The 24,767-nt window shown below is 53.2% G+C and carries 18 protein-coding genes and 1 pseudogene; 12 read left to right on the plus strand and 7 right to left on the minus strand.

The features are described 5' to 3' along the window. The first annotated feature begins 225 nt into the window (after positions 1-225). Positions 226-1,554: a Cdc6/Cdc18 family protein gene (locus HLAC_RS13655; protein ID WP_012659163.1), complete on the plus strand. Its 1,329-nt coding sequence runs from the start codon at positions 226-228 to the stop codon at positions 1,552-1,554. Between the two features lie 410 nt (positions 1,555-1,964). Here HLAC_RS13655 and HLAC_RS19575 read toward each other — a convergent pair. Continuing rightward, a pseudogene (locus HLAC_RS19575) lies at positions 1,965-2,118 on the minus strand (PadR family transcriptional regulator); the annotation flags it as partial. 655 nt (positions 2,119-2,773) lie between these two features. Next, the gene (locus HLAC_RS13660) at positions 2,774-3,940 is read right to left on the minus strand and encodes an ISH3-like element ISHla1 family transposase (RefSeq protein WP_009486633.1); all 1,167 of its coding nucleotides are present in this window, start codon (positions 3,938-3,940) and stop codon (positions 2,774-2,776) included. Positions 3,941-4,050: 110 nt separating this feature from the next. On the opposite strand from HLAC_RS13660, the gene HLAC_RS13665 reads away from it, so the two are divergent. From HLAC_RS13665 to HLAC_RS13680, 4 genes are all read left to right on the plus strand, one after another. Further along, positions 4,051-5,256: a hypothetical protein gene (locus HLAC_RS13665; RefSeq protein ID WP_154018581.1), complete on the plus strand. Its 1,206-nt coding sequence runs from the start codon at positions 4,051-4,053 to the stop codon at positions 5,254-5,256. Positions 5,257-5,920: 664 nt separating this feature from the next. Next, complete coding sequence (locus HLAC_RS13670) at positions 5,921-7,027, plus strand: tyrosine-type recombinase/integrase (protein WP_012659166.1); 1,107 nt, start codon at positions 5,921-5,923, stop codon at positions 7,025-7,027. Between the two features lie 23 nt (positions 7,028-7,050). Next, complete coding sequence (locus HLAC_RS13675) at positions 7,051-7,605, plus strand: hypothetical protein (protein WP_012659167.1); 555 nt, start codon at positions 7,051-7,053, stop codon at positions 7,603-7,605. A gap of 408 nt (positions 7,606-8,013) precedes the next feature. Next, a complete protein-coding gene (locus HLAC_RS13680) occupies positions 8,014-9,033 on the plus strand; it encodes a hypothetical protein (RefSeq protein ID WP_009486644.1) in 1,020 nt (339 codons plus the stop codon). A 57-nt stretch (positions 9,034-9,090) separates the two neighbouring features. Here HLAC_RS13680 and HLAC_RS13685 read toward each other — a convergent pair whose 3' ends face one another. From HLAC_RS13685 to HLAC_RS19580, 3 genes are all read right to left on the minus strand, one after another. Then, positions 9,091-10,257, minus strand: coding sequence for a hypothetical protein (locus HLAC_RS13685; RefSeq protein ID WP_009486643.1), 1,167 nt, complete (start codon positions 10,255-10,257; stop codon positions 9,091-9,093). Next, positions 10,250-12,004 carry a DEAD/DEAH box helicase gene (locus tag HLAC_RS13690; protein WP_012659169.1) on the minus strand — a complete coding sequence of 585 codons (1,755 nt, stop codon included), beginning with the start codon at positions 12,002-12,004 and terminating at the stop codon, positions 10,250-10,252. Before HLAC_RS13690 ends, HLAC_RS13685 begins: the two co-directional genes overlap by 8 nt. Positions 12,005-12,151: 147 nt before the next feature. Continuing rightward, the gene (locus HLAC_RS19580; protein WP_014053141.1) at positions 12,152-12,619 is read right to left on the minus strand and encodes a DUF6141 family protein; all 468 of its coding nucleotides are present in this window, start codon (positions 12,617-12,619) and stop codon (positions 12,152-12,154) included. Positions 12,620-12,825: 206 nt separating this feature from the next. On the opposite strand from HLAC_RS19580, the gene HLAC_RS13700 reads away from it, so the two are divergent. Then, positions 12,826-16,032: a DUF499 domain-containing protein gene (locus tag HLAC_RS13700; RefSeq protein ID WP_012659171.1), complete on the plus strand. Its 3,207-nt coding sequence runs from the start codon at positions 12,826-12,828 to the stop codon at positions 16,030-16,032. Positions 16,033-16,043: 11 nt separating this feature from the next. Here HLAC_RS13700 and HLAC_RS13705 read toward each other — a convergent pair whose 3' ends face one another. Then, on the minus strand, positions 16,044-16,256 hold the full coding sequence (locus HLAC_RS13705; protein WP_012659172.1) for a hypothetical protein: 213 nt from the start codon (positions 16,254-16,256) through the stop codon (positions 16,044-16,046). Positions 16,257-16,733: 477 nt separating this feature from the next. On the opposite strand from HLAC_RS13705, the gene HLAC_RS13710 reads away from it, so the two are divergent. From HLAC_RS13710 to HLAC_RS13735, 6 genes are all read left to right on the plus strand, one after another. Then, a complete protein-coding gene (locus HLAC_RS13710; protein ID WP_009486640.1) occupies positions 16,734-17,015 on the plus strand; it encodes a hypothetical protein in 282 nt (93 codons plus the stop codon). A gap of 121 nt (positions 17,016-17,136) precedes the next feature. Then, a complete protein-coding gene (locus HLAC_RS13715) occupies positions 17,137-19,815 on the plus strand; it encodes a DUF1156 domain-containing protein (RefSeq protein WP_012659173.1) in 2,679 nt (892 codons plus the stop codon). Positions 19,816-20,207: 392 nt separating this feature from the next. Then, the gene (locus HLAC_RS13720; RefSeq protein WP_012659174.1) at positions 20,208-20,744 is read left to right on the plus strand and encodes a hypothetical protein; all 537 of its coding nucleotides are present in this window, start codon (positions 20,208-20,210) and stop codon (positions 20,742-20,744) included. An 87-nt stretch (positions 20,745-20,831) separates the two neighbouring features. Next, on the plus strand, positions 20,832-21,407 hold the full coding sequence (locus HLAC_RS13725) for a DUF7342 family protein (RefSeq protein WP_009486638.1): 576 nt from the start codon (positions 20,832-20,834) through the stop codon (positions 21,405-21,407). Beyond that, positions 21,404-21,847, plus strand: coding sequence for a toxin-antitoxin system TumE family protein (locus tag HLAC_RS13730; RefSeq protein WP_012659175.1), 444 nt, complete (start codon positions 21,404-21,406; stop codon positions 21,845-21,847). The genes HLAC_RS13725 and HLAC_RS13730 overlap by 4 nt, the downstream gene beginning before the upstream one ends. Before the next feature lie 69 nt (positions 21,848-21,916). Further along, positions 21,917-22,300: a DUF8076 family protein gene (locus tag HLAC_RS13735; protein ID WP_012659176.1), complete on the plus strand. Its 384-nt coding sequence runs from the start codon at positions 21,917-21,919 to the stop codon at positions 22,298-22,300. Between the two features lie 72 nt (positions 22,301-22,372). On the opposite strand, the gene HLAC_RS13740 is transcribed toward HLAC_RS13735, so the two are convergent. Further along, entirely contained in the window at positions 22,373-24,733 is a 2,361-nt protein-coding gene (locus tag HLAC_RS13740; RefSeq protein WP_009486637.1) for a hypothetical protein, read from the minus strand. Positions 24,734-24,767 lie beyond the last annotated feature (34 nt).

Genomic DNA, 24,767 nt, shown 5'->3' on the forward strand with positions numbered 1-24,767 from the left:
AAACAGTAAGTAGTAACGATGTTTCTACCTGAAATTCTATCGACTCAGCCGTTCTAATGTATGTTTAGCAGGTTACTTACGTCCAGTTATTGGGAGTAACCCCTCACCTTCGGCTGGAAGAAAACACTTGCAGGGTGGTGTGTGAGGGGCTACTTCCGAGAACACTTGTAACACTTGCAGGGTGGTAGAAGCGTTTATAACGGTACAGTCTATCATAGTTAACAAATGGTCGACTTGGGTGACAATCCGTTTGATACAACTGATGCGATCTTTGAGTGGAAGCAACCGCTTAAAAAGGACACCTTCAGCCCTGAAACCATCTTTCACCGGGACGAAGAAATTAGTTTGTATATCAACGCGCTTCAAGATGTTGTTGTTGGCCACGATCCAAACAATATCTTCGTTTTTGGGCCAACAGGCGTTGGAAAGACTGCCGTGACGAAGTGGGTTCGTGATAAACTCCAAGAGAAAGCGGCTGAGGAAGGTGTTCCACTCCACGTTATTGGACCAATCAACTGTCGAAACTACCGATCAGCTTACTCACTGGTGACCTCGCTTGTCAACGAGTTCCGCGAACCCGATAACAAACTTCCCGAGAGCGGCTACAGTACCGACAATGTCTTTGAGTTTTTGCATGAAGAAATCGAAGCAGTCGGGGGAAATGTGTTGATCATTCTCGATGAGATTGATAATATACCTCCAGACGCTCGTAATGATTTTTTATACGACCTCCCACGTGCTGAGGCAAACGAGAATACTCCAATTGAGACCGCAAAAATTGGATTGATTGGTATCTCGAATGATTTGAAGTTTGTCGACGTGCTTGAACCAAAGGTTAAATCTACACTTGGTGAACGTGAGATTAAGTTTGGACCATACAACGCTAACGAACTTCGTGATATCCTTGGCTACTACGCCGACATGGCATTCAGAGACGGTGTACTTCAAGATGAAGTGGTACCGCTTGCAGCAGCATTCTCAGCTCAGGAGCGTGGAGATGTTCGTCAGGGGCTCCGTATTCTCGAAAAAGCAGGTGAGTACGCCCGTATGAGTGATGGAAATGTGGTCACCGAAGAGCATGTCCGTCAGGCAACTGAGACAATCGAAACGGATGAATTGCTAGATTATTTTGAGGACGATTTAAGCTCGCAGCAAGCACTTACGTATCTTGCAACAACGCTCGCGATCATCGAACCTGGGCATGAGGCGACTACAAAGCGAGTGTATAATTTGTACTCCTCAATCGCAGAATCAAGCAATAGACCTGTTAAATCAGAACGCAAGCTGTACGAGTTCCTTGACCAACTCTCGATGCAGGGACTGGTCCGCTCTGCCGAACAGAATCTTGGTATCAAAGGTGGCCGCAAATTTATTTACGACGTAACTGACGACCCAAGAGATATTCTTAACGCTGCACTCAAGTCAAGTTATAAAAATGCCGTACCGAGCAATGCTAAACGTGTGTTGAAATCACATCTCGAAGATGAGGCATCAGAATTTCAACCACCAGATACATCGGATCCTCAGCAACGAAACCTCTGGAAATTCACATGAGCGGAGCTCTATCAGTATAACACTTGCAGGGTGGTGTGTCGTCTAGAACACTTGCAGCTTGGTGTGGTGTTGAAAACACTTGCAGGGTGGTGTGGTCAAATACGCCGCGTACAATATTCTTTCACGTGGACTTGATCAAGTAGGAGTGATTCACTCCCATTCAATGCCTACGGAGACTGCGCTCTCTACGGGAACCGATTCGGTTCCTACAAAGCGCGTCTTGGAAACAGGAAGCCCCGTCCTCTGTGAGGCCGTAAGGTCGATCGGGGTGAGGTAGTTCACTTAGTGTAGGTTCAAGTTTTGTCTTATGAGTGATGGGCTTTCTATGTCTCTCGATTTGAGCTAGCAGGTCGATGCTTAGAGCTACACGTAAAACACCCCTCTATCGATGTGTAAACTTCCAGCTGAGCCTATCTATCGTCAGGACGCGATATATTCTCGTACAGACCATCTTCTCGGGCTTGTCAGAGATGGTCTCGTAGATCTGCTGGAGCGTCTCCTCAACGGTGAACAGGTTGTGCTTTCGAGGAACTCGTGGCTTTACTCAGTGAGACCGTAGAACTTCTAAGAGAGCCCTGTCGACGTATCCGACAGCGCCCGCTTTTTTTGGTGTTGTTTCCGGACTCTTCGAGTCGACCTCGAAACAGGCGAGTGGAGTCGGTTCGAAGCGTAGCCACTCATCCCTTTTTGTCGACTAACAGCACAGCGACTAAACGCAACTGCTCCATAATTGACCGCACCGATACTACTGAGCCAATATTAGTATTCGCTGGCTCTGCTGAAATCCTATTCTTCAGCTATATTCTCGCCTGAAACAGCCAGCTGATTAGGACTTCGAACACAACAAAGACAATCATTAATTGAAATTACAAGTAGCAGCGTGTTATTATATCATTTATCGAACGGCTATACATATACACCGGCACGTTCGCCGTAATTGGGGCTTCACTGGGAGGGCCAGCAACACGCTCGCTCATTGCCGGAGACCACAGCATCCCAATACTGCTTATGGCGATTGGCGGAGCTGGAATGATCAGTACCTCACAAAGCATCCTCGGCTAGCTGTTTCTGCGGCCTGAGTTCTGTGTCGAAGCGGTTGTACTGACGGTCTCGACGAGAGAATTACGGACGGATCGACGGAGAGCTGTCGCTGTCGGCGGCGGTCAGCCGCCGACGCGACAGCGTCGCCACTCACTCCGCTGGCTTGCTCGGTCGGTGGTTAGCGGTGGAATCGGTCGTCAGGTGGCCGATTCGCGGGGACGGCCCGACGCACCGCGAGGGCCGTCCACGCAGCTCGTCGAATCATATTGACGAACTCCTTGTACGGCCACCACCAGAGGCGACGCCCGCCTCGGCGGGGCGTCGCCACATACTCGTAGTGAAGGTACCGCCAGACGTTCTGTAAGAGGAGACTCACCACCACGTACAGCAGCCGTACCGTTGGATCTCGTGTTGTCGTTGTCGCTATCGCTTGCTCAAACAAGCGATAGCTTGACTCGATACCGAAGCGTTTCGAGTAGTGGTATCGAGCGTCCCGTGGTGAGTCGATGAACGGCGCGTCAGCGGCGTAGCCGTGACGCGCCACACCGTTCTCGTCATACTTCCCATTTAGGTACGTACAGTCGATGTAGACGGGAAAATCGACGGTCCAGCTGTGACCGTCGAGTTTCCCCGTCAGATCATGCTGAATGACGCGACTCCATCCTTCCGAGAGCTCTTGCTGAATCGCCTCACCCCACCGGATGATCGGGATCACGTACGCGTAATTGTGCGCCTGAAGCAGCGTGAGACACTTACTGTCGTAGAATCCGCGATCAAGGTAGACGGCCTTGACCCCGGCGTCAAGGCCGTCGAGGACACCGAAGAACTCAGCGAGGACACTACTTGCGGTATCGCCGTCTTTGAGACGGCGTACCGCCAGCGTGTAGCGTTTGTTCTTCACACGCGCGTAGAGTGTGGCATAGGCGTGGAACGCAGTGGTTCCACGCTTCGCTACCGAGTGATAGAGGCCGTCTGTGTCGTCTTCGTCACCGTAGTAGGGCCGCAGGTGGAGGTCTGCGCAGACCTCCACCTGTTCGGGGAGCAATTCATCGAGATCCTTTCGCAGGAGCGTGTTAGCGACTCGTTCGAGCCGTTCCGGCTCGAACTTCGTCCGAAGATGGTAGAGGACCGTGTTCCCAGCGGGTGAGTTCTGGCTCGACGCACAGAGCGTAGAGACAGAGGTCCCGTCGGCGCAAGCGCCGACGAGGACCTCATAGATGTCTTCAGCAGTGATTTCAGCGTTATTGGCTAACGAGAGCGAAACTTCCTCGTCAAGGCGGTTGACGAGAAAGTTAAGAAGCTGGTCCTCGTGGATCTCACCGTCTGCTTGTTTGGTTTTAGACACACCTTCAGCAAGCAGACGTTCTAACTAAGCGGCTTTGTGAAGTACTGACACTTGAGAAGTATGATGATGTTCACGCTTATGCGCCATTTCTCACCTTTAGTTTGCTCTGTATGGAACGAATCGGTCCAGGAATTGATCTCGCTCCTCCACCTGATGGTTCACTTGACGACATATGGAAAAGCGCAGATCTTGGACCCGCGACGAAATGCCTTCGAGATCGAAATACGGGGGAGATGTATGCGCTGACCCCTCCAGATCTTTCTGATGCAGCGCAGATCATCGGCCTCGATGGGACACCAACAATTGAACTGTGGAACCTCCTCTTTGCACCAGAGAGTGGGTTCGATCATCAGCAGGTAATTGACCGAGAGGATTTCCCAACGTATCTCCGTTCCTCGATGAATATGTCGCTCATTCAGATCGGTGACGGATGGCATCCATATGCGGCGGGGAACATCAGTAACTCAGACTCAGACCGGTTTGCTGCTGTTCAAGCACTTGAAGAAGACCCCTTCGCACTAATTTCGACAAAGCAAGCGCTAGAGAGATATCAGAATTGGGGGCTACTGGACACGTTCGTCAAACGAACTAACTCTGAGCAAGAGACTGACGATAACCGAGTATCAGATGCGCATCAGGCGCTGCATTACGCAACGGTCAAAAGCTCAAATGACTTCGAAACAGAGTCTTTGGGCGTCGTCGCGGGCATGCCTCATCCAGGGGACGATCTTGTCCGTCTCTGGGCGGGGTTATGCGGGGAACCAGTCGAAATCACGCGTAGCGACGATGTGGACGTTGAGAAGTCATTCGGCGACCTTGGCGATAAGATCTACCAGTATTTCGCCCATGATCAGGTCGTACAGGCGGTTCTCAGGTTTGGCCGGGATGAAACCGTATTCGAAAACGGCGGTGCAACAGTCTATATTAGCACCTACGCGCTTCCAGACTGGTTTGAGATAGAAGCCGAGTTCAACGTTCAGTCCAGAGAACTGGAAGGCGCAGTTCTCGCAAAACTATTCGAGATATTTCAGCAGGAGGATAAGCCAGACCGAGCGCTACGGTCAATCACGAAAATCCACGAACTGGTCAATGAAGATGACCGATTAAAGGCAGATCCTAGCAAGAAAGGCGTTCGGGACGCGATTAAAAGAGTTGTAGAGAAGGACTACGTGACTACCGAACCTGACCGTGGAAAATACTCCGCTGATCTATACCGATGGGATGGTGACGGTGAAATCCTCCGAGCAAAAGATGGCACGACGCTACTTCACGTTCAAGACGACATTCACGTACTCCAGTTAGGGGGAGAGTGGTGATTCCACGCCGGGAATGGGTCAGCCTATCCCCTACTAGGAATTCTGGCGCAGATCCGTAAGTAAAATCCGTTATCCAACCCTCTGCATTGGGCGATCCCGGGGCTAGTCAATTGGTAAGGCCTACCGTGCTAACTCTTCCGATCCAGCATACATTTGGCCTACTACCATCGATAAGACAACCTATGTCTATGATTATTAGTTAGAGGGACGAGCTCTCCACATCTGACAGCCTGGCTTCTTGATCGGAAGAACACTCTGCCTCTAGCTTCGATTGGAATTGGCATTCAGATCCATCGGAAGGAGCATCTCCGTGTTACGGAATCCACAGCCAGGGAGTGATCAACTCACGCTCCGCCAGCTCCGTCACCGTATGGGCGGCCCGCGCTGATTGCGCTGGCCGCCCAATCGTCGATCACCATACCGGTTGAGAGTGTAGCGGCTGTTCAGGCCGTTGTTGAACGGATCTACGGAATGCCTGGCCGCTCTGCGTGTTGCCCGTAGGTGCGCATGAGGGCAACACAATGCCCAGAACAGGAAATCAAATCCACGAAGGAATCGCCTTTGAAGAACAGCACAATCCTCGAACCAGATATCTCCCCGCTCACCCTCAGCAGTGTTCTCACCGAGTGATCGAGAGAGACCGTAGCCAGCGAGGTGATAAGCGATGAGCAGCAAGGATGACGATCCAAATGATCGACGAGTCGGTTCGGATCCCAACAGGTCGAACAGTACTCGTGGAGATCCCAGATCAACCAATTTGAAGCCGATCTCGCCAGCAGAGGCCGTTGAATGGTATCTTCACCGACGTCGTAATGAACTCGCCTCTTCGTCATTGAAGACACATCGTTCCAGTCTCCGCCATTTCACGAAGTGGACAGAGCAGGTCGGCATCGAAAACCTCAACGAGCTAGATGGTCGTGCGATCCAGCGCTACCTCACTTGGCGTGCCGAAGAAGCTCCAACGAGTGTTGATCACTTAGCTCCCAAGTCAGAGAAGACGCAAATCGACATTACTCGGAAATTCGTTGAGCACTGCGAAACAATCGATGCCGTCAGGGTCGGGCTCCATGAGCAGATCCTTCCGTTCCGCGTCAAGGAAGCTGACGAAGTCCGCGACGAGATGCTGGAGATGGAGCGGATCTCGGAGATCCACAATTACTTGGAGACGTATCACTACGCATCCAGGGATCACATCATCTGGACGCTGCTCGCCGAATCAGGATTCCGGATTGGTGCTCTCCACTCATTGGACGTTCAGGACTTCGATCCAGACAATCGGACGCTTCGACTCCGATATCGGCCAGAATCAGAGACATCGCTCAAGAACGACCGTGGGAGCGAGCGGCTTGTTGGCTTGATCCGAGACGGGACGGTCGAAGCACTTCAAGCGTACATCGACGATCAGCGTGTCTCAGTCTCTGATGAGTACGGTCGTGAGCCCTTGCTCACGACCCGCAACGGAAGAGTTGCCAGATCAACGATCCGGAAGTCAGTCTATCGGTGGAGTTGCCCACAGGCGCTCGGAGATGAGTGCGATCACGATGATTCGATGACATCGTCTGACGCGTGGCGATGTGCAAACAACGCCTGTCCGCACATGGTTCGCTCGGGTGTGATCACGTATCTCCTCCGAGAAGACGTCCCAATCGACTACGTCTCCGATCGTTGTGATGTCAGTCCATCCGTGATTCGGACGCACTACGATGGCCGTGGTGAGTCCGAACGCATGGAAGCCCGAAGTCAGGCAATTGCAGAGCAGCTCGCTAACTAACCTCGGTTTTCGAATTCATAGACATGACAGAGTTCCATGACGCAGATAGCATCGGCACCGATAGTGATACGCATATCCTCCCGTCCGACCCAGATATCCACTCCCATGAGCATCAGGAGGTGGATCGACGACAACTCCTATGCATCGATGGCCTGACGGCGTACGAAGTCTTCTTAGAATGCCAATCAGAGGATTGCTCCGAAGAGGCGAGTCTCATCCTCGCAGAAGGGGACTTCCCAGATTCACCGGAAGAAGTAGATGACCTGATGTACGACGTGTATCAATGGTTCCGCAAGAACGCTGCAACTCTAGTACCGTATAAGATGGATGCTTCGCTGTATATCGCAACCCACGTCCTGATCGCTGGTGAGGAAGATAGTCGCAGTCTGTTACGATCACGGATCGCCCTGTTCCTTGCTGCCGATGAAGGATATCAGGACGGGGATCACAGTCGCCTCCCGAAAAAGAAGGGGGAGCTCCTACATACTGTGAAACAACAAACACGGGACGCAATCCAGGCTCTTGGATCGGGTCAGAATCCAGCGCTCAATCAGCTCTACCGAGAGATGGGGGAATAAATCATATTTAGGCTACGTTCCGTCTTGACAGCCTCAATTCCAAACTCCGGCCGCAGGGGTTCGCCCAGACAGGGGCGGGTGGAGGCTTTCCTCCATGACACCAGTTAGAAGACACGACCGGAGAGGTATCGAATTAGAACAGCTCATTCTCGAAGAGAGGCTTGTCGAAGCCGCTCTCAGAATTTCTTTTTTGCGCCAATCAGGAATCCCTCTACAGGGGGGCAGCATTCAGCAGGGGCGTCGGGCCGCTAAAACCGCTCATGACGCCGATTTACTAGAGCCACTGACCGACCACGGTGCCGAGGTACTACAGATACTACTACTGTCTGTAACCAATTGCATACATCATCATCACCTCTATCAGACCATCAGCACTTGGTTCCCGCAGTTCGATGCGGGGTGGTCTGTGTGAGCGGTGAGACCAATCGCGTGAGATTGAATCTGCGCATCGACGAAGATGTGAAACGGAATTTCAACAACGAAATCAAGGCCAAGTTCGGAAAGTGCCGGCCATATGCGGGCATCGAGTTGGAACGGGAATTCCGATACTTCCTCAATCAGGGAGAACTCGCAGACCTGCAAGATGTAGTTGATGACCTCACGGACACCTTAGGTGGTTCAGAAAGCAAAGAAAAAACTCGTGAGGTTGACCGAGGTGAGACAGTCGTTGCTTCTCACCGAATCGCTGAAAACGTTCGTACAGCCTTGATATCGGCTTCTCAAGACGATTATCGTTCTGCCGGTGAACTCGCAGAGGCGATCATGTACGGATACATCACTGATGGTAGCGTAATCGAACGGGTAACACAGAAGCTTCAGAGAATCTCAGAGGAGCCTCAGCCGGATGTCGATGATTCGATGGGGGCGAAGGAGCGTCGTACCAAGACGATCGCTCACGAACTCAGTCAATCTGGAGCGGTCGGATTCAGTCTCACTGAGTTCGATAACGCAATCAAGGCAGCACAAGGAATCGGTGTGAGCGACTACACCCGGAAGCAGTATCTACCCAGAGTGCTCGATGAATTGGATTTCACATGGCATCCGAATAACCCAGAGTTGTACGTTGATTCTGAGAGTTTAGAACTCACGAATCCACGAGATCCGACTAAAAAACCGTTGATGCTTATGGACAGGGAGGATAAGCGGCTGGCAATCAAGGTCGCTGCGTACCGTTCTGATGGTGGCGATAGTATAAAAGCGACATTCAGTATAACCGATGTAGTTGACCTGTTCAAAGGTCAAATACGGAAAAGTACGGTCAGGCGATTGATGCGAGAGGTCGCTGAATCCTCACCAGGCTACAAATACAACCAAGATCGGGAAAAGCTGGGAATCAATATAAAGAACGTGAGGCGTCACAATAGGGAGAATGAAGATCTGATGCGGATCGAGCATGATGAGTTATTCATCATGGGAGACGATGATTGAGGTTCGCTGAGAGGCCTCCGTTCGTCGGTGCATTCGATAACTCTTGCTGCAGCTTCTCTAGTCGTTAGAAGAACTGCAGACTCTACATCGAAGAGAACCTTTGATCGTATTCAGAGGGTTCTCTACGCTCAACACACGATCGCATGATGAACACTGGACGGTCTCCGTAGTTCCGATCCCGCTTCCATATCCGAGCGTCACCGTTCGGGAAACTCCTTGCTCAGCCAGTTCGACATCGATCTCTCCCCGTTCGTACTCTACCTGTGTTACCGTCAGGGGAGTCACTCGAATATCCAGCGCATGCCGCTTTCGAATCTCTTCCTGTTTCTGTGGAAATCCTTGGTCGCGCTGTTCCTGCAGAGTACTTAGTTCCGCATCCACCTCTTCATACTCAGCTTTTGCCTCTTTCCGTTTCTTCAGTGCCTCCACGCGATCGTCCTGATCACTGCCGTTGATCGTTTCACTCAGCTCATCGATCTTCGAGGATAGTTTGGATCGTTCCTCTTCCAGCTCTTGGATCCGTTGTTGTTGGAGCTGCCGGTATTCTTCGACCTCTGCGTCCGCTGCTCTGGATGCTTCATTATGGACCTCATCAATTTCGTTCTGGATGCTCCGCATCAGCTGATCTTGAGCTGTGCTGAGATGTGATCGTGCGTCTGATTCCGATAATGAGGATTTCGCGGTAGTGGGAGAGCCGTTCGTGGGTATCGCCGTCATTTGAAGAAACGTCTCCTCCAACGCCGGAAGTCTCTGTTCCGAGCGGTGGTCGATGGCGATGGCGCGAAGGAGCTCCTGTTGGTATTCACTGACTGTCTCGATACTCACCTCAAAAAGAACCACAATCGCGGTACGGTCGTAGTACGGCGTGAACTGGATTTCCCTCACTTCGACGTCGCCTTCTTTAATCCACTGTGGGATCACTACGTCATCCCGACCGGCTTCTATCGATATTTTCCCTGTGGGGCGACGCTCAGCTGCCTCTCTGAGGATCCGCTGAAAAAACTCACTTTCTGGATGGAGATGCTCTCCAGTACTATCTTCGTCTCTGTTCGTACCACAAAGCAACGAGAGGGTGCCTGCCGGCAATTCTGTATCCTCATTGTCTGGAATCGCAACTTCCCAGGTGTCTCCTCGTGTCTCAATGGTGCCGCCGAGTGACTCTAGGTAGCGTTCGGAGAAGTCCTCAACGACGGACTGCGTGACCGCGAGTGCTTCGTCAGTCATCGCTTTCCCCCAAGTCGAATCCTTCGAAGACGCCGTTGTTGAACTCCTCCAGTTTGTCAGCGAGCTCTCGTTGTTCCTGCAGATCGACGGCCATCGCATCGAAGTCATTCTCCAGATCGACCTCTGAATCAGCATTGACGAGTCGGTCGAAAATCTGGTCCTCGAAGCTTGTTCCCGACTCTTCTAACCGACTCAATATGGAACTTAGCTCGCCCACGCTTTGTTGGAACAGGTCGATTTTGTGGTAAAGGCGCTCCAGTACGTACTCCTCGACCGTACCTTTCAACGCCATATTGAAAACGAATACATCTCGCTTCTGGCCAATTCGGTGAACTCTCCCGATACGCTGCTCCATACGCATAGGATTCCAGCTGAGACCCAAATTGACAAGTAAATTACAAAACTGGAGATTTCGGCCTTCACTCATTGCATCTGTTGAAACAAGGATTCCGCCTTCTTCTTCGAAGTCCTCGACGATCTGTTCTTTCTCACTACTGGAGTGCCCACCGTGGAACGCGTGGACGGTATACCCTTCTGAGGCGAGTCGATCAAGCACTTGACGTTGCGTCGCACGAAACTGGGTGAAGACGATCACACGCCCCATTTCGACGGTTTCACGTGCTTCTTCGACGATATCCAGAAGGCGCTCCTGTTTCGTTACTGTATCAATGTCTTCGATCAGGTCCAAAATGGACTCCAGTTCGTCCGCATGGGTGAGTTCAGACTGCTCATAGAGTCGTTTCTCGATCGTTTCCTTGAGCGCTACAGGACTGCTAACAACCTCCTTCTGAAGGAGCATTAGCACGAGCTTCTGGCCCTGATCTTGGCTGTAAGCACCCTTGACGTAGTCAGAGACTGCCTGGTAGAGCTCACGTTCCTTTGGAGTCGGATCGAACGTCCGTGTGTCGATAGTCCGGTCCGTGAAGTCGATATCCGTCTCTTCCCGTCGGTTCCGAATCATCACTTTGTTCAACCGATCCTGTAGTTCGTCTCGGTTGACGAGTGTCTCCTGATTGCTGTTCACGAAGTACTGGTGGAAGACGTCGCGTGTGCCGAACAGTCCGGGACGGAGAAGTGAGACGACGTTGTACAGGTCAGTTAGTTCGTTCTGAATCGGCGTCGCCGTCAGGAAGAACGCGTAGTTATACGAGAGCCGGTCGATCAGGTCGTAGCGGTCCGTCTCTTCGTTCTTGACGTAGTGTGCCTCGTCGAGGACCAGAACGTCCCAGTCGCGGTCGAGAACCGTCTGACGATGTCGCTCACTCTTCGCGGTGTCGATGCTCGCAATGATGTAGTCGTGGGCGTCGAAGTCCTCGAATTCGTCGTCGTAGTTGCAAACGAAGTCGAGTCCGAACTTCTCACGGAGTTCCGCTTGCCACTGTTTGGCCAGTTGTGCAGGCGTGAGGATGAGGACGGATTCATCTGTCTCCCGGAAATGCATCTCCTTGAGAATCATCCCGACCTCGATGGTCTTTCCAAGCCCAACTTCGTCCGCGAGAAGGGCTTTCCCATCCATCTCGAAAAGGGCCCGATAGGCAGCATCCACCTGATGTTCGAGTAGCTTGACGGAGTTTTCATCCAACTCTTTGAGCGACCGGAGTTCAGAATCAGGCTGGCCCGCTTGGAGGCGAACAGCTTGGATGCTCTGTAAATGATCCTCGTATGCACCATCCTCAGACAATGAATCGAAAAGATCGTCCGCAGACTCATGTGTGACCTCAACATCAACGAGGTCGTAACTTCCCATAGTCACGTAGAGACAGGTTCGCGTCAAATACGTTTTGTGACCGACAGGCGTAGGACTGCACATTTATTACGGCGGATTCAGCACTCACTTCGATCGAAACGTTGCCTGCTCTCTCGTTAGTGGATACGAACCCAAGTTGGGAGACAACTACTGTGTTGCCTCATCGATTGCACTACTGAACTCCTCGGCGTGTTGTGACCCGAGAAGAATTGAACGTCCGTTCGTCTGTTCGATCCAGACCCCCTGATTGCCACTGACATTGTATGCGATTTTCCCAGGTGCCCAGCGGATTCCCCAGCCACCGAACTCTCGAATGGGACTATACTGTTTGGCCTCGTAATGTTCAGTCTCTGACCACGGGATTTGACGGAATGACCAGTGGAGAGGCCACATTCTGAAATAGATGCCATCAGTTCTAACCTCGGTTTGGAGACGAAGACTGTAGATTAGCCCAGCGATCCCAACGACAATGGCGAGCCCTCCCCACAAGATAGGGCCTAATACAAGCATGAGGAGCGCGATACCACCGAGAAGCGCCCAGATCCACGGCTGGCGAAACCGCTGTACTTCACGAAACAGAGGATCACTCTCCATAAATGAGTAGTACGGCATCATCGCTACTCAATCATGGCCCTTTCGGACAATGAGACGTCCCAGATTCGCAGACCTACTTAGCATTCAGATCACCGTGAAAATAGGTGTGAGCAACAAACCACGAAGACTTCGATGACACCCTACCTTTGAATGGTTCTGGGGGGAGAGAGGGGTTCGAAAGACCATAGTGTTTATTGGGTGCCCAAGAGGTGTGTTTAAGTATCAAGATGGCACAGTCAGGATCCTTGTCGGATACCCTCAAAGACACGGTAACACTCAGCCGTGAGCTTCGGGAAGAGGGGCAAATCGACGGCCAGGTAAAGCTCTACAACGTGGATGACGATGACGAGTTCGAGTCAGACGCGGAACTCTTCTTCGAGCGAACCCTGATGACCCAGGGGCTCCGTGAAGCACTCTCCATTCTCCGCGATTCGCTCACAGGCGATGACCCGCGCGGGACACATATCCTATACGGGCCGTACGGCAGTGGGAAGTCCCACCAGATGGTCGCGCTGTACCACTGCTTCGACGACCCCGACGCAGCAGGCCACTGGGCAAGCGACTCGGTCGAAGGGTTCGACGCAGCACTCCCTGAATCGGCGACGCCGATTACGGTCGCCATGCAGAACGAGCAGTACGAGTATCTGTGGGAACCGTTTTTCGAGGCACTCGATTACGATCCTGGAACGTACAGTTCGGGAGGGTATCCCGATATGCAGACGATTCAGGAAGCAGTCGGCGACGATACGGTCGCGTTCTTCGTGGACGAACTTGAGGACTGGTTCGATACGCTCCAAGGCGACCGCAAGAGTGCGAACAAAGCATTCCTCCAGTCGCTCCTCGAATCTACGGCACTCTCCGATCTCGAACTATACACCATCGTCTCCGTCCTGCGTGAGGGCTCCGAGGTCCACGACATCCTGAACCGGGAACAGGCGGTCGAGGTCAACATGAACAACCAGGTGGACAAGCGCGAGGTTCTGCGTCACCGCCTGATCGATTCGGTTAACGAGAACGCTGCCCGGGAGATCGTCAACGGGTACTTCGATGCCTACGACCAATCTGATCACGTCTCCATTCCCGATGATCTGCTGTCGGAGATGCACGATCTGTATCCGTTCCACCCTGTGCTTCTGGATGCGCTTGAGACGCGATACTACGCTGACGAGGATAACCAGAACACGCGAGGGATGATCTACCTCTTCTCGAAGGTTCTCTTGGAGATGCAGGATCAGACGGATCTAATCACGCACGGTGACATCGATGCTATCGAGTTCGAGGACGAGTTGGCGAAGATCAACTACGAGCGGTTGAATGCGGCGACAGGCGACATCAAGAGTCGAATCGATGACGACGACGTTCCCCACGGCCGACGTATTCTGAACACGATTCTCCTGTACTCGCTGAAGCCGAGCGAAGGCGAGGGTGCGGAGGTTTCGGAGATCGTCATGGGTGCCTACCAGACGGGGGATCTCGTCTCTGACGTTGTCCTCAATCTCGAACGTCTCCACGGTGTCGCGTGGCATCTCCACAAGCTGAACGGGAAGTACGCAATCCGCGACCGCCAGAACCCGAACGCACTCATCCGGAACGCGGCCGTAGACGTCTCGGAGACGTCGGCGAAGGCTGAGGTCGCGGACTTCATCACAGATATCTTCGGATCCAACGCGCACCCGGTAGGGTTCCGTACGAACGACATGCGGGACATCCCGGACGACCGTGAGGTCAAGGTCGTCGTGAAGGACGACCAGTGGACGAACGAGGAGGTCGAGAAAGTCATCACGAACGACGGACGTGGCCGCGAGTGGCGTAACACGCTCGTGTTCGTCCAGCCCTCGGGCGACAAGGCCATCGAGTCGGGGACACGGTATATCGACAAGGCACGGTACATCGAGGGCGCACGGCAGGTCCTCGCCGACGAATCCCTCGATGACGAGATTCGCACGTCGATTCAGGGAATGCGGGAGCAGGAAGAGAACGAACTCCGCGAAGAACTCCAACTCCTGTACGGTGAGGTGCTTGACGGGAACGACCTGCTCAACGACTGGGGGCAGATGACGCCGATGGAACTCGACGTCTACGTTCACGACGAGGCCGAGCTGGACGCCTCGAACATCGCGGACTCAGCATCTGCCGATCCGTTTGACCTCCAGTCGGACGTCTGGGACATCGCCGAGGATCTCTTGGAGCGGCGCGGTGAGATTTCGGTTGAGGATATCTACGAGCAGTTCCTCCGCGATCCGGAGCTTCCGATCCCCGGCAGTGCGAACGACGTGCTGAATGCGACCGTCGAAGCGCTCTCGGACAAACCGGTACTCGCCCGTGACACTGGCGGGTTCCGCGATGACCTCTCCGGAAGCTCGCTGGACACCGTCCTCGTCCAGCAAGACGATGTGGACGTCTGGGGCGTCGATGATGTCGAACAGGAACTGCGTCAGCGGTTCGGGAGCGGAACAACCGCGCTCGATATCGGAGACTTCGAACTGGAACTCGTCGAAGACGGCGAGATCTGGATCGACGGCGACAGCCACGACGTCGTGATGCGGGCCATCGGTCGGCTCGCTCGTGAGGACCAGTACGTCATCGTGAAAGGGAACGAAATCCTCGATAAGCCGCAGTCCGACGCAACGGTCCGCGACGTCGGCGGCGCAGAGGTCGTTGGTGCATCGTCCCTCGTAGACCGCATCGAGACGCACATCGACGACGACGGCTACGCGAACCTCGACACAATTATCGGCGAGGTCCGTGCCGAGGAGTCGGTGTTCCTCCCGCCGGACGAGACCGAGTCCGTCGCCCGCGAGGCAGTCAACGAATTCCTCGTAGACGACTACGTCTTGGAAGCCGGTGGTCGGTATCTTGGATCGCTCGGCGACCGCGATCCGACGACGGTGAAGATCGTCCCGACCGTTCCCGAACGGATCGGCGACCAGATCCTGGAGTACATCGAGGACTTAGAACCGGGCGACCAGTTCACGGTGAACAAGGTCGGCGACCGGTTCGACAGCAGTGTTACCGAGTACATGGTGCGGACGTACCTGCTGGAGAACATCGGGAAGGACGAAGAACCCGAGTACGTCGTCAACACGACCGGCTCGGAGAAAGCCTCCGACTGGGTTCCGGGGTACCCGTTCCGCAAGGCCGACACAGAGATCCCCACGTGGCGCTTCGAGTACAACGGCGACGACGTCGCCGCGATGCGGAGTAAGTGGCGGAACAACCACCAGACCGGAAGTGTCGATTACGGCGACGTCACGTTCATGTTGCCCGACCGCGAGGGTGTTCCCGGCGCTCTTCAGGGGACCGCCGACGTCGAGCGGACGCAAGTCAGCTTGACGTTACGGTCCGGACAGGACTACACGAAGGTCCAAGACCTTTTCGAGCGGATGCCCGATGAGGCGTCAAGCCTGAAGATCGAGATCACCTTCCAGAAGTAGTTCCACTTCTCCTACTGGTCGGCGTCCGCGTTTCTGACGAGGGCTTCGACGACGATTTCGTCATCGTCCGCCTCATCCAGCATATCCCGAAGAACAGTCTTCAGTCGTCTATCGAACAAACTTCGTGGGTTCAGCGGTGTCAGTTCCGCTTCAAGCTCATCTCGGCTTACTGTTCCAGAAATCACGGAGTCTCCGTCTTCTCGCACTTCCAGGAAATCAGTCATACCGAACTATCCACAGCACGCTGGATAGCCTGTTCGATTGCCCCCTAACTCGATATTCGGCGGGAAACGGTGTTGGTTCGGTTTTACCTGTGCCAGTACTCGGAACCCGGTGTGGGCCACGCTCAGCAATCGTGTGATTCTCCGATGAAGCCGCGGCCTGCCTCGCGTTGGTACGTCTTGACCCAGACCACCGATCAGTCGTGTATTCACAAACAATTCATTGAGAGCTCATCAGTTTCTGGTGTCGAACCACTTCGCGCCGCTGTTAGACATCTGGCCCATTTCGGAACTCATTGACCACTCTCACCCACCTCTCCTGACACGCATACTCGCTCTAACCCCTCAAAACAACGCAATAACGGAGAATCGCTCGAATCGTAGCGATTCAGGGAGCGAGTACCAACTCAATTACCTCCGCTCCCTCTGGCTTACCTTTAAAAATGACTGGCGGCTGTAGTTGTTCGGGTCAAACCCACTATGCAGACCGAAAAAACGATCAACCGTGCGAAGAAGATCGACGAATCGCTAGAAATAATCGCTAAGATCGAAGAAGTGGTCGGAATACCACTGACAGACAGCCGGCGAGCACTACAGGTGGCTGGAGAGTACGTCACGGATGACTCGATGTTCGTGGAACAGATGGTACAAGCAATGACTGAGGCAGCCGGTTTCGCCATCGAGACGGGTCATGACGACTTGGCATCCGACGCCATCCAGAACGTGACTGACCTCGAAACGCTCGTCTCTGACGACGACTAGGCAACTTCTTCGACGTTTGTTTTCCTTTCAAGACACCCAACGAAGCTCGCTTCACCGAGACGTTACTGCGAAGAACGCACACTTATGTGGCTCGTGGCGCATCGCTTCTACATACTGAATAATGTCTGAACAATCTGGATCTTCGCAGGGCCGGCAGGAGCGGACGGAACTCCCCATAGAACGCGGGTTCCCCATCGAGCGCGTGAACGAGATCGCGGCGAAGGAGGGTCGAGCGAAGATGTACTACCGCCCAATCTACACGATGCACAAGTGGTGGGCGCGACGCCTCGGTTGTGTCTTCCGCGCCATCTCTCTGTACACGATGCTGGACGATCCGGAGAAGGTCTCGGTGTTCGAGCCCGGCCACGAGGGCAGCACGCTGGCGTCCTATGGCGACGACGCAGACGGCAAGTCGGACTTCGACGTCGCGTCGCTCCTCGAACGCGTGGACATGACCGACCCGGAGAGCCTCTGGGAGCTTTACCCGAAGGACGTCCGTGTCGAGGACAAGAAGATTCTCGACCCGTTCATGGGCGGCGGTACGTCGCTCGTAGAAGCGTCACGCTTCGGGGCGGAGGTCGTCGGCAACGACCTGAATCCCGTCGCGTGGTTCGTCACGAAGAAGGAACTGGAAGCGGGCCAGACCGACGTCGAAGAGCTGGAGGAAGCCTTCGAACAGGTGAAGGAGGACGTCGCCGACGAGATTACGCAGTACTACAAGACCCCCTGCCCGAACGGCGACCACGACGCCGACGTTATGTACAACTTCTGGGTTCGAGAACTCGACTGCGTTTCCTGCGGGCACACTGTTCCCCTATTCAAAGACTACCGAGTCGGGAAAGGACGATATGGGGACAACAAAGGAACGTACAGCGTCTTCTGTCCGAGTTGCGAGTCGGTCGTCAGTGTTGACGATTGGCAAAACGAGTGCGCCTGTAATGAATGCGGGAATTCCTTCGACCCTTCGGACGGGAACGTCGGAAGGGGGAACTACCACTGTACCGACTGTGGACAAAAATACTCGGTTACTGACGCTGTTGCAGAACAAGATGGCTACGGTCTCAGCCTGTACGCGCTTGAGTATTATTGCGGCACCTGTGATGACCAAGGAAAAGAACGTGCCGCAGTGAAAGGCTACAAGCGAGCAGAAAAAGTGGACCGCGACCTCGCACAGGAGGCTCGAAAGGAGTGGGAAGAAGCAGACGAACTCACTCAGTTCGTCCCACAGAGCGAAATCGCACGCGGAGCAATCACCGAATCATCCTCTATTAGCGGGAACGACCTATTCCAACATGGGCTGGAGGACTGGACTGACGCGTACAGTCCACGCCAACTTCTCTGCCTTTCGAAACTTCTTCAGTCGATAAGCGAAGTTGAGAATGAGAATGTTCGAGAGTATCTTTTGATGGCATTTAGCGACATGCTCCGGACGAACAATATGCTAGTGGGATATGAGCACTCAAATAATCATATAAATCATATCTTCAATACCAATTCGTTTGACGTTCCACAGGCAGCCGCCGAAGCAAACGTCTGGGGGACTGAATACGGGATGGGGACGTTCCAGTCCATCTGGGATATGGTGATTAGTGGGGTAGAGTATGCCAGTGCTCCCACTGAGCGGTGGGTGGACGACGGTGAAAAGAAAGAAACACCCGAATTCGCCAAACCAATTGGCGAAAACTTCACCCTCTCACAGGGGGATATGCGCAAACTTGATTATGAAGACGAGTTCGATGCTGTAATCTCGGATCCGCCGTACTACGACAACATCATTTACTCCGAAGTATCTGACTTCTTCTACGTCTGGCTTCGATTAATCCTAAAAGACGAGTACGAGTGGTTCGAACCTGAATACACACCACGTACTGAGAGCATTGTTTCGAACCCTTCCGAGGGGAAGGACGTGGAAGACTTCGAGATGGAACTTAGAGAAGGGTTTGAGGTAGTTCACGAGAGCCTCGTAGACGATGGGGTTCTAACATTCACGTACCATCATAGTGATTCCGAATCCTGGGGAGAACTTCTTGAATCACTCTGTGATGTTGGCTTCGAGGTCACAGCTACGTATCCAATTACCGCAGATCTTCACAAATTCATCTCTGGTGAAGCCGTCTCCTTCGACATCGTCGTCGTCGCTCGACCCATTGACGACACCGAACCCGCCTCGTGGAACTCCCTCCGCCGCGACATCTACCGAACAGCCCGTCGCACCCGCACGCAACTCGAAGAGAACCGCGACCTCTCACGTGGCGACATCGGCGTGATGGAGATGGGCGCGTGTTTCCACGAGTACTCCAAACACCACGGGAAGGTGCAGCGCGACGGCGAGATCATGTCCGCGAAGGAAGTCGTTCAGGAGATCTACGGCATCATTCAGGAGGCCAGCGACATCGGCGTCGAAGACGTGTTCATCGACCTGCTTGATACATCGAACCCCTCCTTCGACGACGTTAACAAGCTCTGCCGCGGGACGAATGCCAACCCAGAGGACCTCAAGGAGACCCACCTGTACAACCAAGATGACGGCTTCGAACTCGGCACTTGGGACAACGAGAAGCGTCGGGCGTACATCGAAGAGCGGGTCAACGGCGAAGGTGGCGACCACCTTTCAGACCTCGACAAACTTCAGTTCCTCCGCTACCGCTACGAGAAGGGGAAAGCAGTTCAGAACTACGTCGATAAGTGGGGCGTCGATGACGACCTGCGGGAACTCGCCGGTCGGCTCGCCGACGTAACCGGCGACGACGCGTATACGCGCGTGCTCGGGGATCGGGACATCACGAGTTACGGCGAATAGGAACCCCGACATAGGACGCGAAGACAACTCCCGATGGCGATTTTCGACAATCCATTTCGAGACTCTCGCTGAGAGTGTTTCTGTTGCTTGCCGCACCCTTGTTCCTACAGCCTGTCTAAGGCGAGTCGGCGATATGGTCGTGCCGTGAGTCTGCGTTCCGGGCCCTCGATATGGATATTGGCCGTATAGGCTCTGGTGGGACGATATCACGGTGTTCTCAGGGCAGAGTTTTTTACGCACCTGGTTATTTCACCTATTCCGAACGATGAGGGCAAAACAACAGCTCGAAACGGCGGGTCGTCGGCGAAGGTGGTCACGAATTGACTCTGTCCCCCTTCTGACTCGAATCGCTCGATCAGCCGTTTTCTCGCGCATAAAGAGTGGTAGTTGCGATGAGTGACACTGATCATCTGGTTCTGCTCGTGGGATCGATCCAACCGTACTGCACGTTCTCGATCTCGCGGGACGAACGAGATACCCTTCTCCGGCATGTGACCAGAGAGATGGACAAGCAACGTTCAGATCCGACTAGGGACAGTATAGCACCGTGGTTGGAAAATCTGCGGCCCGTGATTGAGGAGTCCGTTTCGATACTCCGACTTGATATGTCGGACCACGCTAATCTGTCCACCCTCCTTACCCAGGTGATGGACTCGGAAGGCCTCCTGGAGCGGTTCCGGGAGGCAACTCCACAGTGTTACTGGTGTGGCGATTCTGCCGACCGGCAGATAGACTTCCATGACTACTATCTCGTATTGGCCTGTAGCGAGTGCCTCGAAACAATTGATTCGTCGGATGGCCACCATCTTCTGCAGGATCTCGATCCCACGATCAGTCCTTCGACGACAATCGACTGTCTGGATACCTCTACTCACCAGGGAACGAACGAACAACAGTCCACCCTACTACAATTCACCACCTCAGACTAACTGTGAGTCAGGTCGGAGATCACGGCTAGTCGATACGGATTATTACGTGCGGAAAAGATTTATTCCTCCTTGGTGCGGAGACAGTGTATGGAGGAACCGCGCGAGGAGCTAACAGCCGACGCCGATGAACGTTCTGAGGCACCCGACTTCGAGGCATTGACTCCTCCAGAGGAGTTGGTGTGCGGCGACCGAACGCGGGACGATTTTTTCGACGCCGTCCTTGCCCTTGATAGTCCAGCAACGGCGAACGACGTCGCCGAACTCGCGGGACACGGTGTCGATGCCGCACGTGAGTACTTGGACTGGTTCGAACGGATGGGAATCGTGACACAGGTCACGGAATCACCAGCCACCTACGAGCGTAACCAGGAGTACCTGAATTGGCGACGGGTTCAGAAACTCCGGCAGGAGTACGCCACTGAAGAACTTCTTGACCTTCTAAAAACAGAGTCGGAGCGCGCAGAGACGCTGGAGAGCGAATTCGACGTCGAATCACCGGACGATATCTCGATTTCGGACTATGCGAGCGAGACTGACCGATCTATCGAGGACGTCTGGGAGAGTCTCTCCGCGTGGCAAACAGCGCGTCGTCGGGTGGCACTGCTCGAACGAGCCCTCACGACCGAGTCCGGTGACGGCGCTGATCTACAGTCCGCCGTATGAGAGGCGGCGACGAGAACACGTCTGACTCGCTTAGCGGTGCGCCGATTGATTTCGACCGACTCGATGCCATTCGAGATCGATTCGCCGCTGGTGACCGTTTCAGCCGAATCGATGATCAGCCGGCATTTGCCCCGGACCGTCTGGTGTGCGTGTACGATCAGCGGTTCTACCCGAAACGCGTTCGTGCTGCTCGCTTGGAGGTCGTCTGGTTCGAAAACGGGGACTTCTCGCTTCACTACCACGAAGAACACGACACCAGCGAGTTCGATCATCGATGGGATAGACATCCATCAGGCCACAACACCCGTGATCATGTCCATCCAGGTCCTGATGCGCCGACGCCAGGTGACGACTCGCCACACCCAATTGACTGGCGGGATGTCCTATCGATGGTACTCTCCGAAATCGAAGAACGCCAGCGTGCCTTCTGGGAGGAGTAGGACTTTCGTAGAGATAGGTGACTACGCTACCGTATCCATTTTTGTCCCTTCGGAGACGTTGTCTGCGTAATGGCAGGCCCCGGACAGATACCTGGACGCTACAATCTCGTTATCGAAGGTGCGTATGAGACCTTCGAGCATCAGATTCCTGTAGAGGAGTTTGTACAGCGACTCAAAGAAGACGACGTTCCGGATCTTGTGAGTGTTGTTGGTCTCTCAGAAGCCTTGGCAGAGGAGGACCTGGCTAATGAGTTGGCTCATGAGATGGACCGACGCGCAAACGATTTAGAGTACCAAAGTCCGACGGTACAGTTCGTCGTCGAAGGTTCGTTCCATCGAAGTGGGAAAACGTACGATCTACGGTACGAGGATGAACTTCACTCTCTCCAGCAGGTTTTCGGACCGCAGCTTGAACGAAAGGAAGACGGTGAGTGGCTCGTCGCACCGTTTTAATCTTCACCAGCGAAGATCACCAACATGCAGTCTGATTAGTTTGTTTCGAACAGTATGTGGGACTAACAAGCTCTATTCAGTGTGGTCTTTGAGCGTTCTACTCCGGGTAGTCCCCCTCAATGCCTGTAGTACTTGCTCTTCGACGGTGTCGCAAGCGTCTGTATCAACAACAGAGTATCCATCCTCTCCATTTTTGACCTTCTCTGTGAACGCTCTTCTGAATGCAGCTTTCACTGAGGGGTATTCGATGATGGGATCGTAATGCCGATCGAAGATTTCGTAAAGTGACAACAAGGATTCGAGTGGGAGGAATGCAACCGGGATTCCCCCTTTTTCAACGTCTTCACTCTGTTCGAACCACTCCTGAACACGAGAGGCGACATGGGGGAATTGACCTTCCCGGAAGTTATTCGAGACGAAGAGGTGGGCATCCAGATTTTCGTCGTCTGAAAGCGAAACTGAGAGAGCGCCGCCGAGGTTTTCCGTAACCATGTACCATGCCGCTTTGTTCTTCTCTCCGGCATCTAGGTCGTATCCCTTCTTAGTGTAGGTGAGCTTTGGATCGTAACTTGCGATGAAGTATCCATCCTCCTCCGGAATTACGAGGCAGCCGTCTGTTTCTGTTTCTCCTTCTCGGCCCCACCGCTCAGTGAAGAGGAACATAAACTTCAGGAGATAGAATACGTCCCGTTCAAACCCGTTGTAATCGTAGTCATCTTTCAGTTCCTTCCGTTCCTCCTGTGATAGGTCGTCAAATTCGCCTGCTGTACCGCGCTGATGAAGGTCTTGGAGACGCTCAAACGCATCATCAGCCCGCCCGATAATCCGATTCCTGAACTGAGACTTGCTGTTACGAATCGCTGAGACAAGAAGGTCTTCTGGGGAATCGGTCATCAACAGGTCATGTAGATTGATAGTTCCAAAGTGCTCTCGTCCGTTGAGATATGCTTTCCCGTAAACAATGAGAACTGAGTTTAGCAGGTATTGATTGATGCGTCGAGGAAGACGACCATTTCCGAGACAGTAGTTGATATACTCGTATCGGTGGGTGTTGGCTTCTTTTCCTGCACTCGCCACTTCTTGGAATGTGGTTCTGATGTAGTCGTTGTTTTTTGTCTCATACGCATCGATTGTGACGTCTAAGAAATTAATTCCATTATCAGATAGCGTGTCACCGGTCTCTTTCAGTGCCTCAAGTGCTGCTTCATGGATTGCCTCATCGTCAACGCTAACCTCTCGTCGAATTTCATCTCTGAAGCTGTCCCCTTCACATTCCTCGCATTCATCCGGTTCCTCTCCTTCATATACTTCGTGACACCGGTAGCACTCAAACGTATCAATTTCAGACACTTCGATAAATTCGTTTAGGAGCGACCGTTCTTCCTCTGGCAGGTCATCGAAATATCGAATATAAGTGTCAACTGCGCCAGTGAGAATCTGGTGGAAAATGTATGAATCACGTAACTGGACGTCATAAGGATAGATGCTGTCGAACGAGATTCCCAGTTTGTCCTCGATCAGTAATTGGATTGCCTCTTTTTCTGACTCAGGAAGATACCGGTCTTGGATTTCGAAGTAGAATCCAGTCTCTTCACGCTCTACTTTCAACTCAACCTTCTTCCCAGTCTTATTGTGGTTAAATTCGAGATGGGAGAGTTCGGAGAGGCTTTGTAGATCGACCAGTTCCTGAAAGACAGCTTCCGAGTTGAGGTCGTTACGAACTCCTGCAGGGTTGCTGAGGGAAAGTGAGGATCCATCAGGGAGATACGTTCGTTGGAACTCCACCTCTGTGAGTGTGAGCGCTTCAATCTCGTCATTGAAGATGGACGCAAGGCCATCAATAACGGGTTGAGTCGTTTGTGATCTCTCTATTCTATCAACCCCATCACTGTCTGTGAAGGTCTTTGAGAACTTCTTGATTCGATTTTTTGCACCCCGTACCTCTACTTCACTACCATCCTCTTTCCGTACGAACAGTGGGTGGGCTTGCTCAAACAATCGGCTCCTGACACGATCATCTTCCCGAGTGGTTACACGGACCTCCTTACTCGGCCATACCAATGTGAAATTGTTAGCCAACTGCTCCACGAAGAGCCCCTCCTCTTTGAGTCGTTGAAGCTCATCTTCGAAATTAGATTCCACCTGGAAGCCGTTGCTGCCGCTGCTCTTTTGAGCCCATTTTTCCTCTGCCCAGATTGTGAGGAGAGTTTGTTGAGCCTGATCTGCCGATTGGTCTTCTAATCCTGCGATTAGGTCGTCGATCGACTCAAACCGGGTGTCGATACGTTTCGTACGCCCAACGTAGAATTCCGAGACGAGATTTTCAAGCGTCCGTTCTGATTCTGGGACTTTGTCATATTTCTTCCCAAGCAGTAGACCCCAGAACCCATCATCGTTCGAGAGGGGGTCATGTGATGTCATCTCGCTACTCATTCGGTTATCTGAGTAATGTGAAACCAAGTATAAA

This window comes from Halorubrum lacusprofundi ATCC 49239, assembly GCF_000022205.1.
GTDB classification, from domain to species: domain Archaea; phylum Halobacteriota; class Halobacteria; order Halobacteriales; family Haloferacaceae; genus Halorubrum; species Halorubrum lacusprofundi.

Bases quoted from the DNA above. Each gene is read 5' to 3' on its own strand.
- HLAC_RS13725 (WP_009486638.1), top strand. From the start codon at position 20,832: ATGGAGGAACCGCGCGAGGAGCTAACAGCCGACGCCGATGAACGTTCT.
- HLAC_RS13735 (WP_012659176.1), top strand. From the start codon at position 21,917: ATGGCAGGCCCCGGACAGATACCTGGACGCTACAATCTCGTTATCGAA.
- HLAC_RS13700 (WP_012659171.1), top strand. From the start codon at position 12,826: ATGGCACAGTCAGGATCCTTGTCGGATACCCTCAAAGACACGGTAACA.
- HLAC_RS13690 (WP_012659169.1), bottom strand. From the start codon at position 12,004: ATGGGAAGTTACGACCTCGTTGATGTTGAGGTCACACATGAGTCTGCG.
- HLAC_RS13710 (WP_009486640.1), top strand. From the start codon at position 16,734: ATGCAGACCGAAAAAACGATCAACCGTGCGAAGAAGATCGACGAATCG.
- HLAC_RS13705 (WP_012659172.1), bottom strand. From the start codon at position 16,256: ATGACTGATTTCCTGGAAGTGCGAGAAGACGGAGACTCCGTGATTTCT.
- HLAC_RS13720 (WP_012659174.1), top strand. From the start codon at position 20,208: ATGAGTGACACTGATCATCTGGTTCTGCTCGTGGGATCGATCCAACCG.
- HLAC_RS13665 (WP_154018581.1), top strand. From the start codon at position 4,051: ATGGAACGAATCGGTCCAGGAATTGATCTCGCTCCTCCACCTGATGGT.
- HLAC_RS13740 (WP_009486637.1), bottom strand. From the start codon at position 24,733: ATGAGTAGCGAGATGACATCACATGACCCCCTCTCGAACGATGATGGG.
- HLAC_RS13715 (WP_012659173.1), top strand. From the start codon at position 17,137: ATGTCTGAACAATCTGGATCTTCGCAGGGCCGGCAGGAGCGGACGGAA.
- HLAC_RS19580 (WP_014053141.1), bottom strand. From the start codon at position 12,619: ATGATGCCGTACTACTCATTTATGGAGAGTGATCCTCTGTTTCGTGAA.
- HLAC_RS13730 (WP_012659175.1), top strand. From the start codon at position 21,404: ATGAGAGGCGGCGACGAGAACACGTCTGACTCGCTTAGCGGTGCGCCG.
- HLAC_RS13655 (WP_012659163.1), top strand. From the start codon at position 226: ATGGTCGACTTGGGTGACAATCCGTTTGATACAACTGATGCGATCTTT.
- HLAC_RS13675 (WP_012659167.1), top strand. From the start codon at position 7,051: ATGACAGAGTTCCATGACGCAGATAGCATCGGCACCGATAGTGATACG.
- HLAC_RS13670 (WP_012659166.1), top strand. From the start codon at position 5,921: ATGAGCAGCAAGGATGACGATCCAAATGATCGACGAGTCGGTTCGGAT.
- HLAC_RS13685 (WP_009486643.1), bottom strand. From the start codon at position 10,257: ATGACTGACGAAGCACTCGCGGTCACGCAGTCCGTCGTTGAGGACTTC.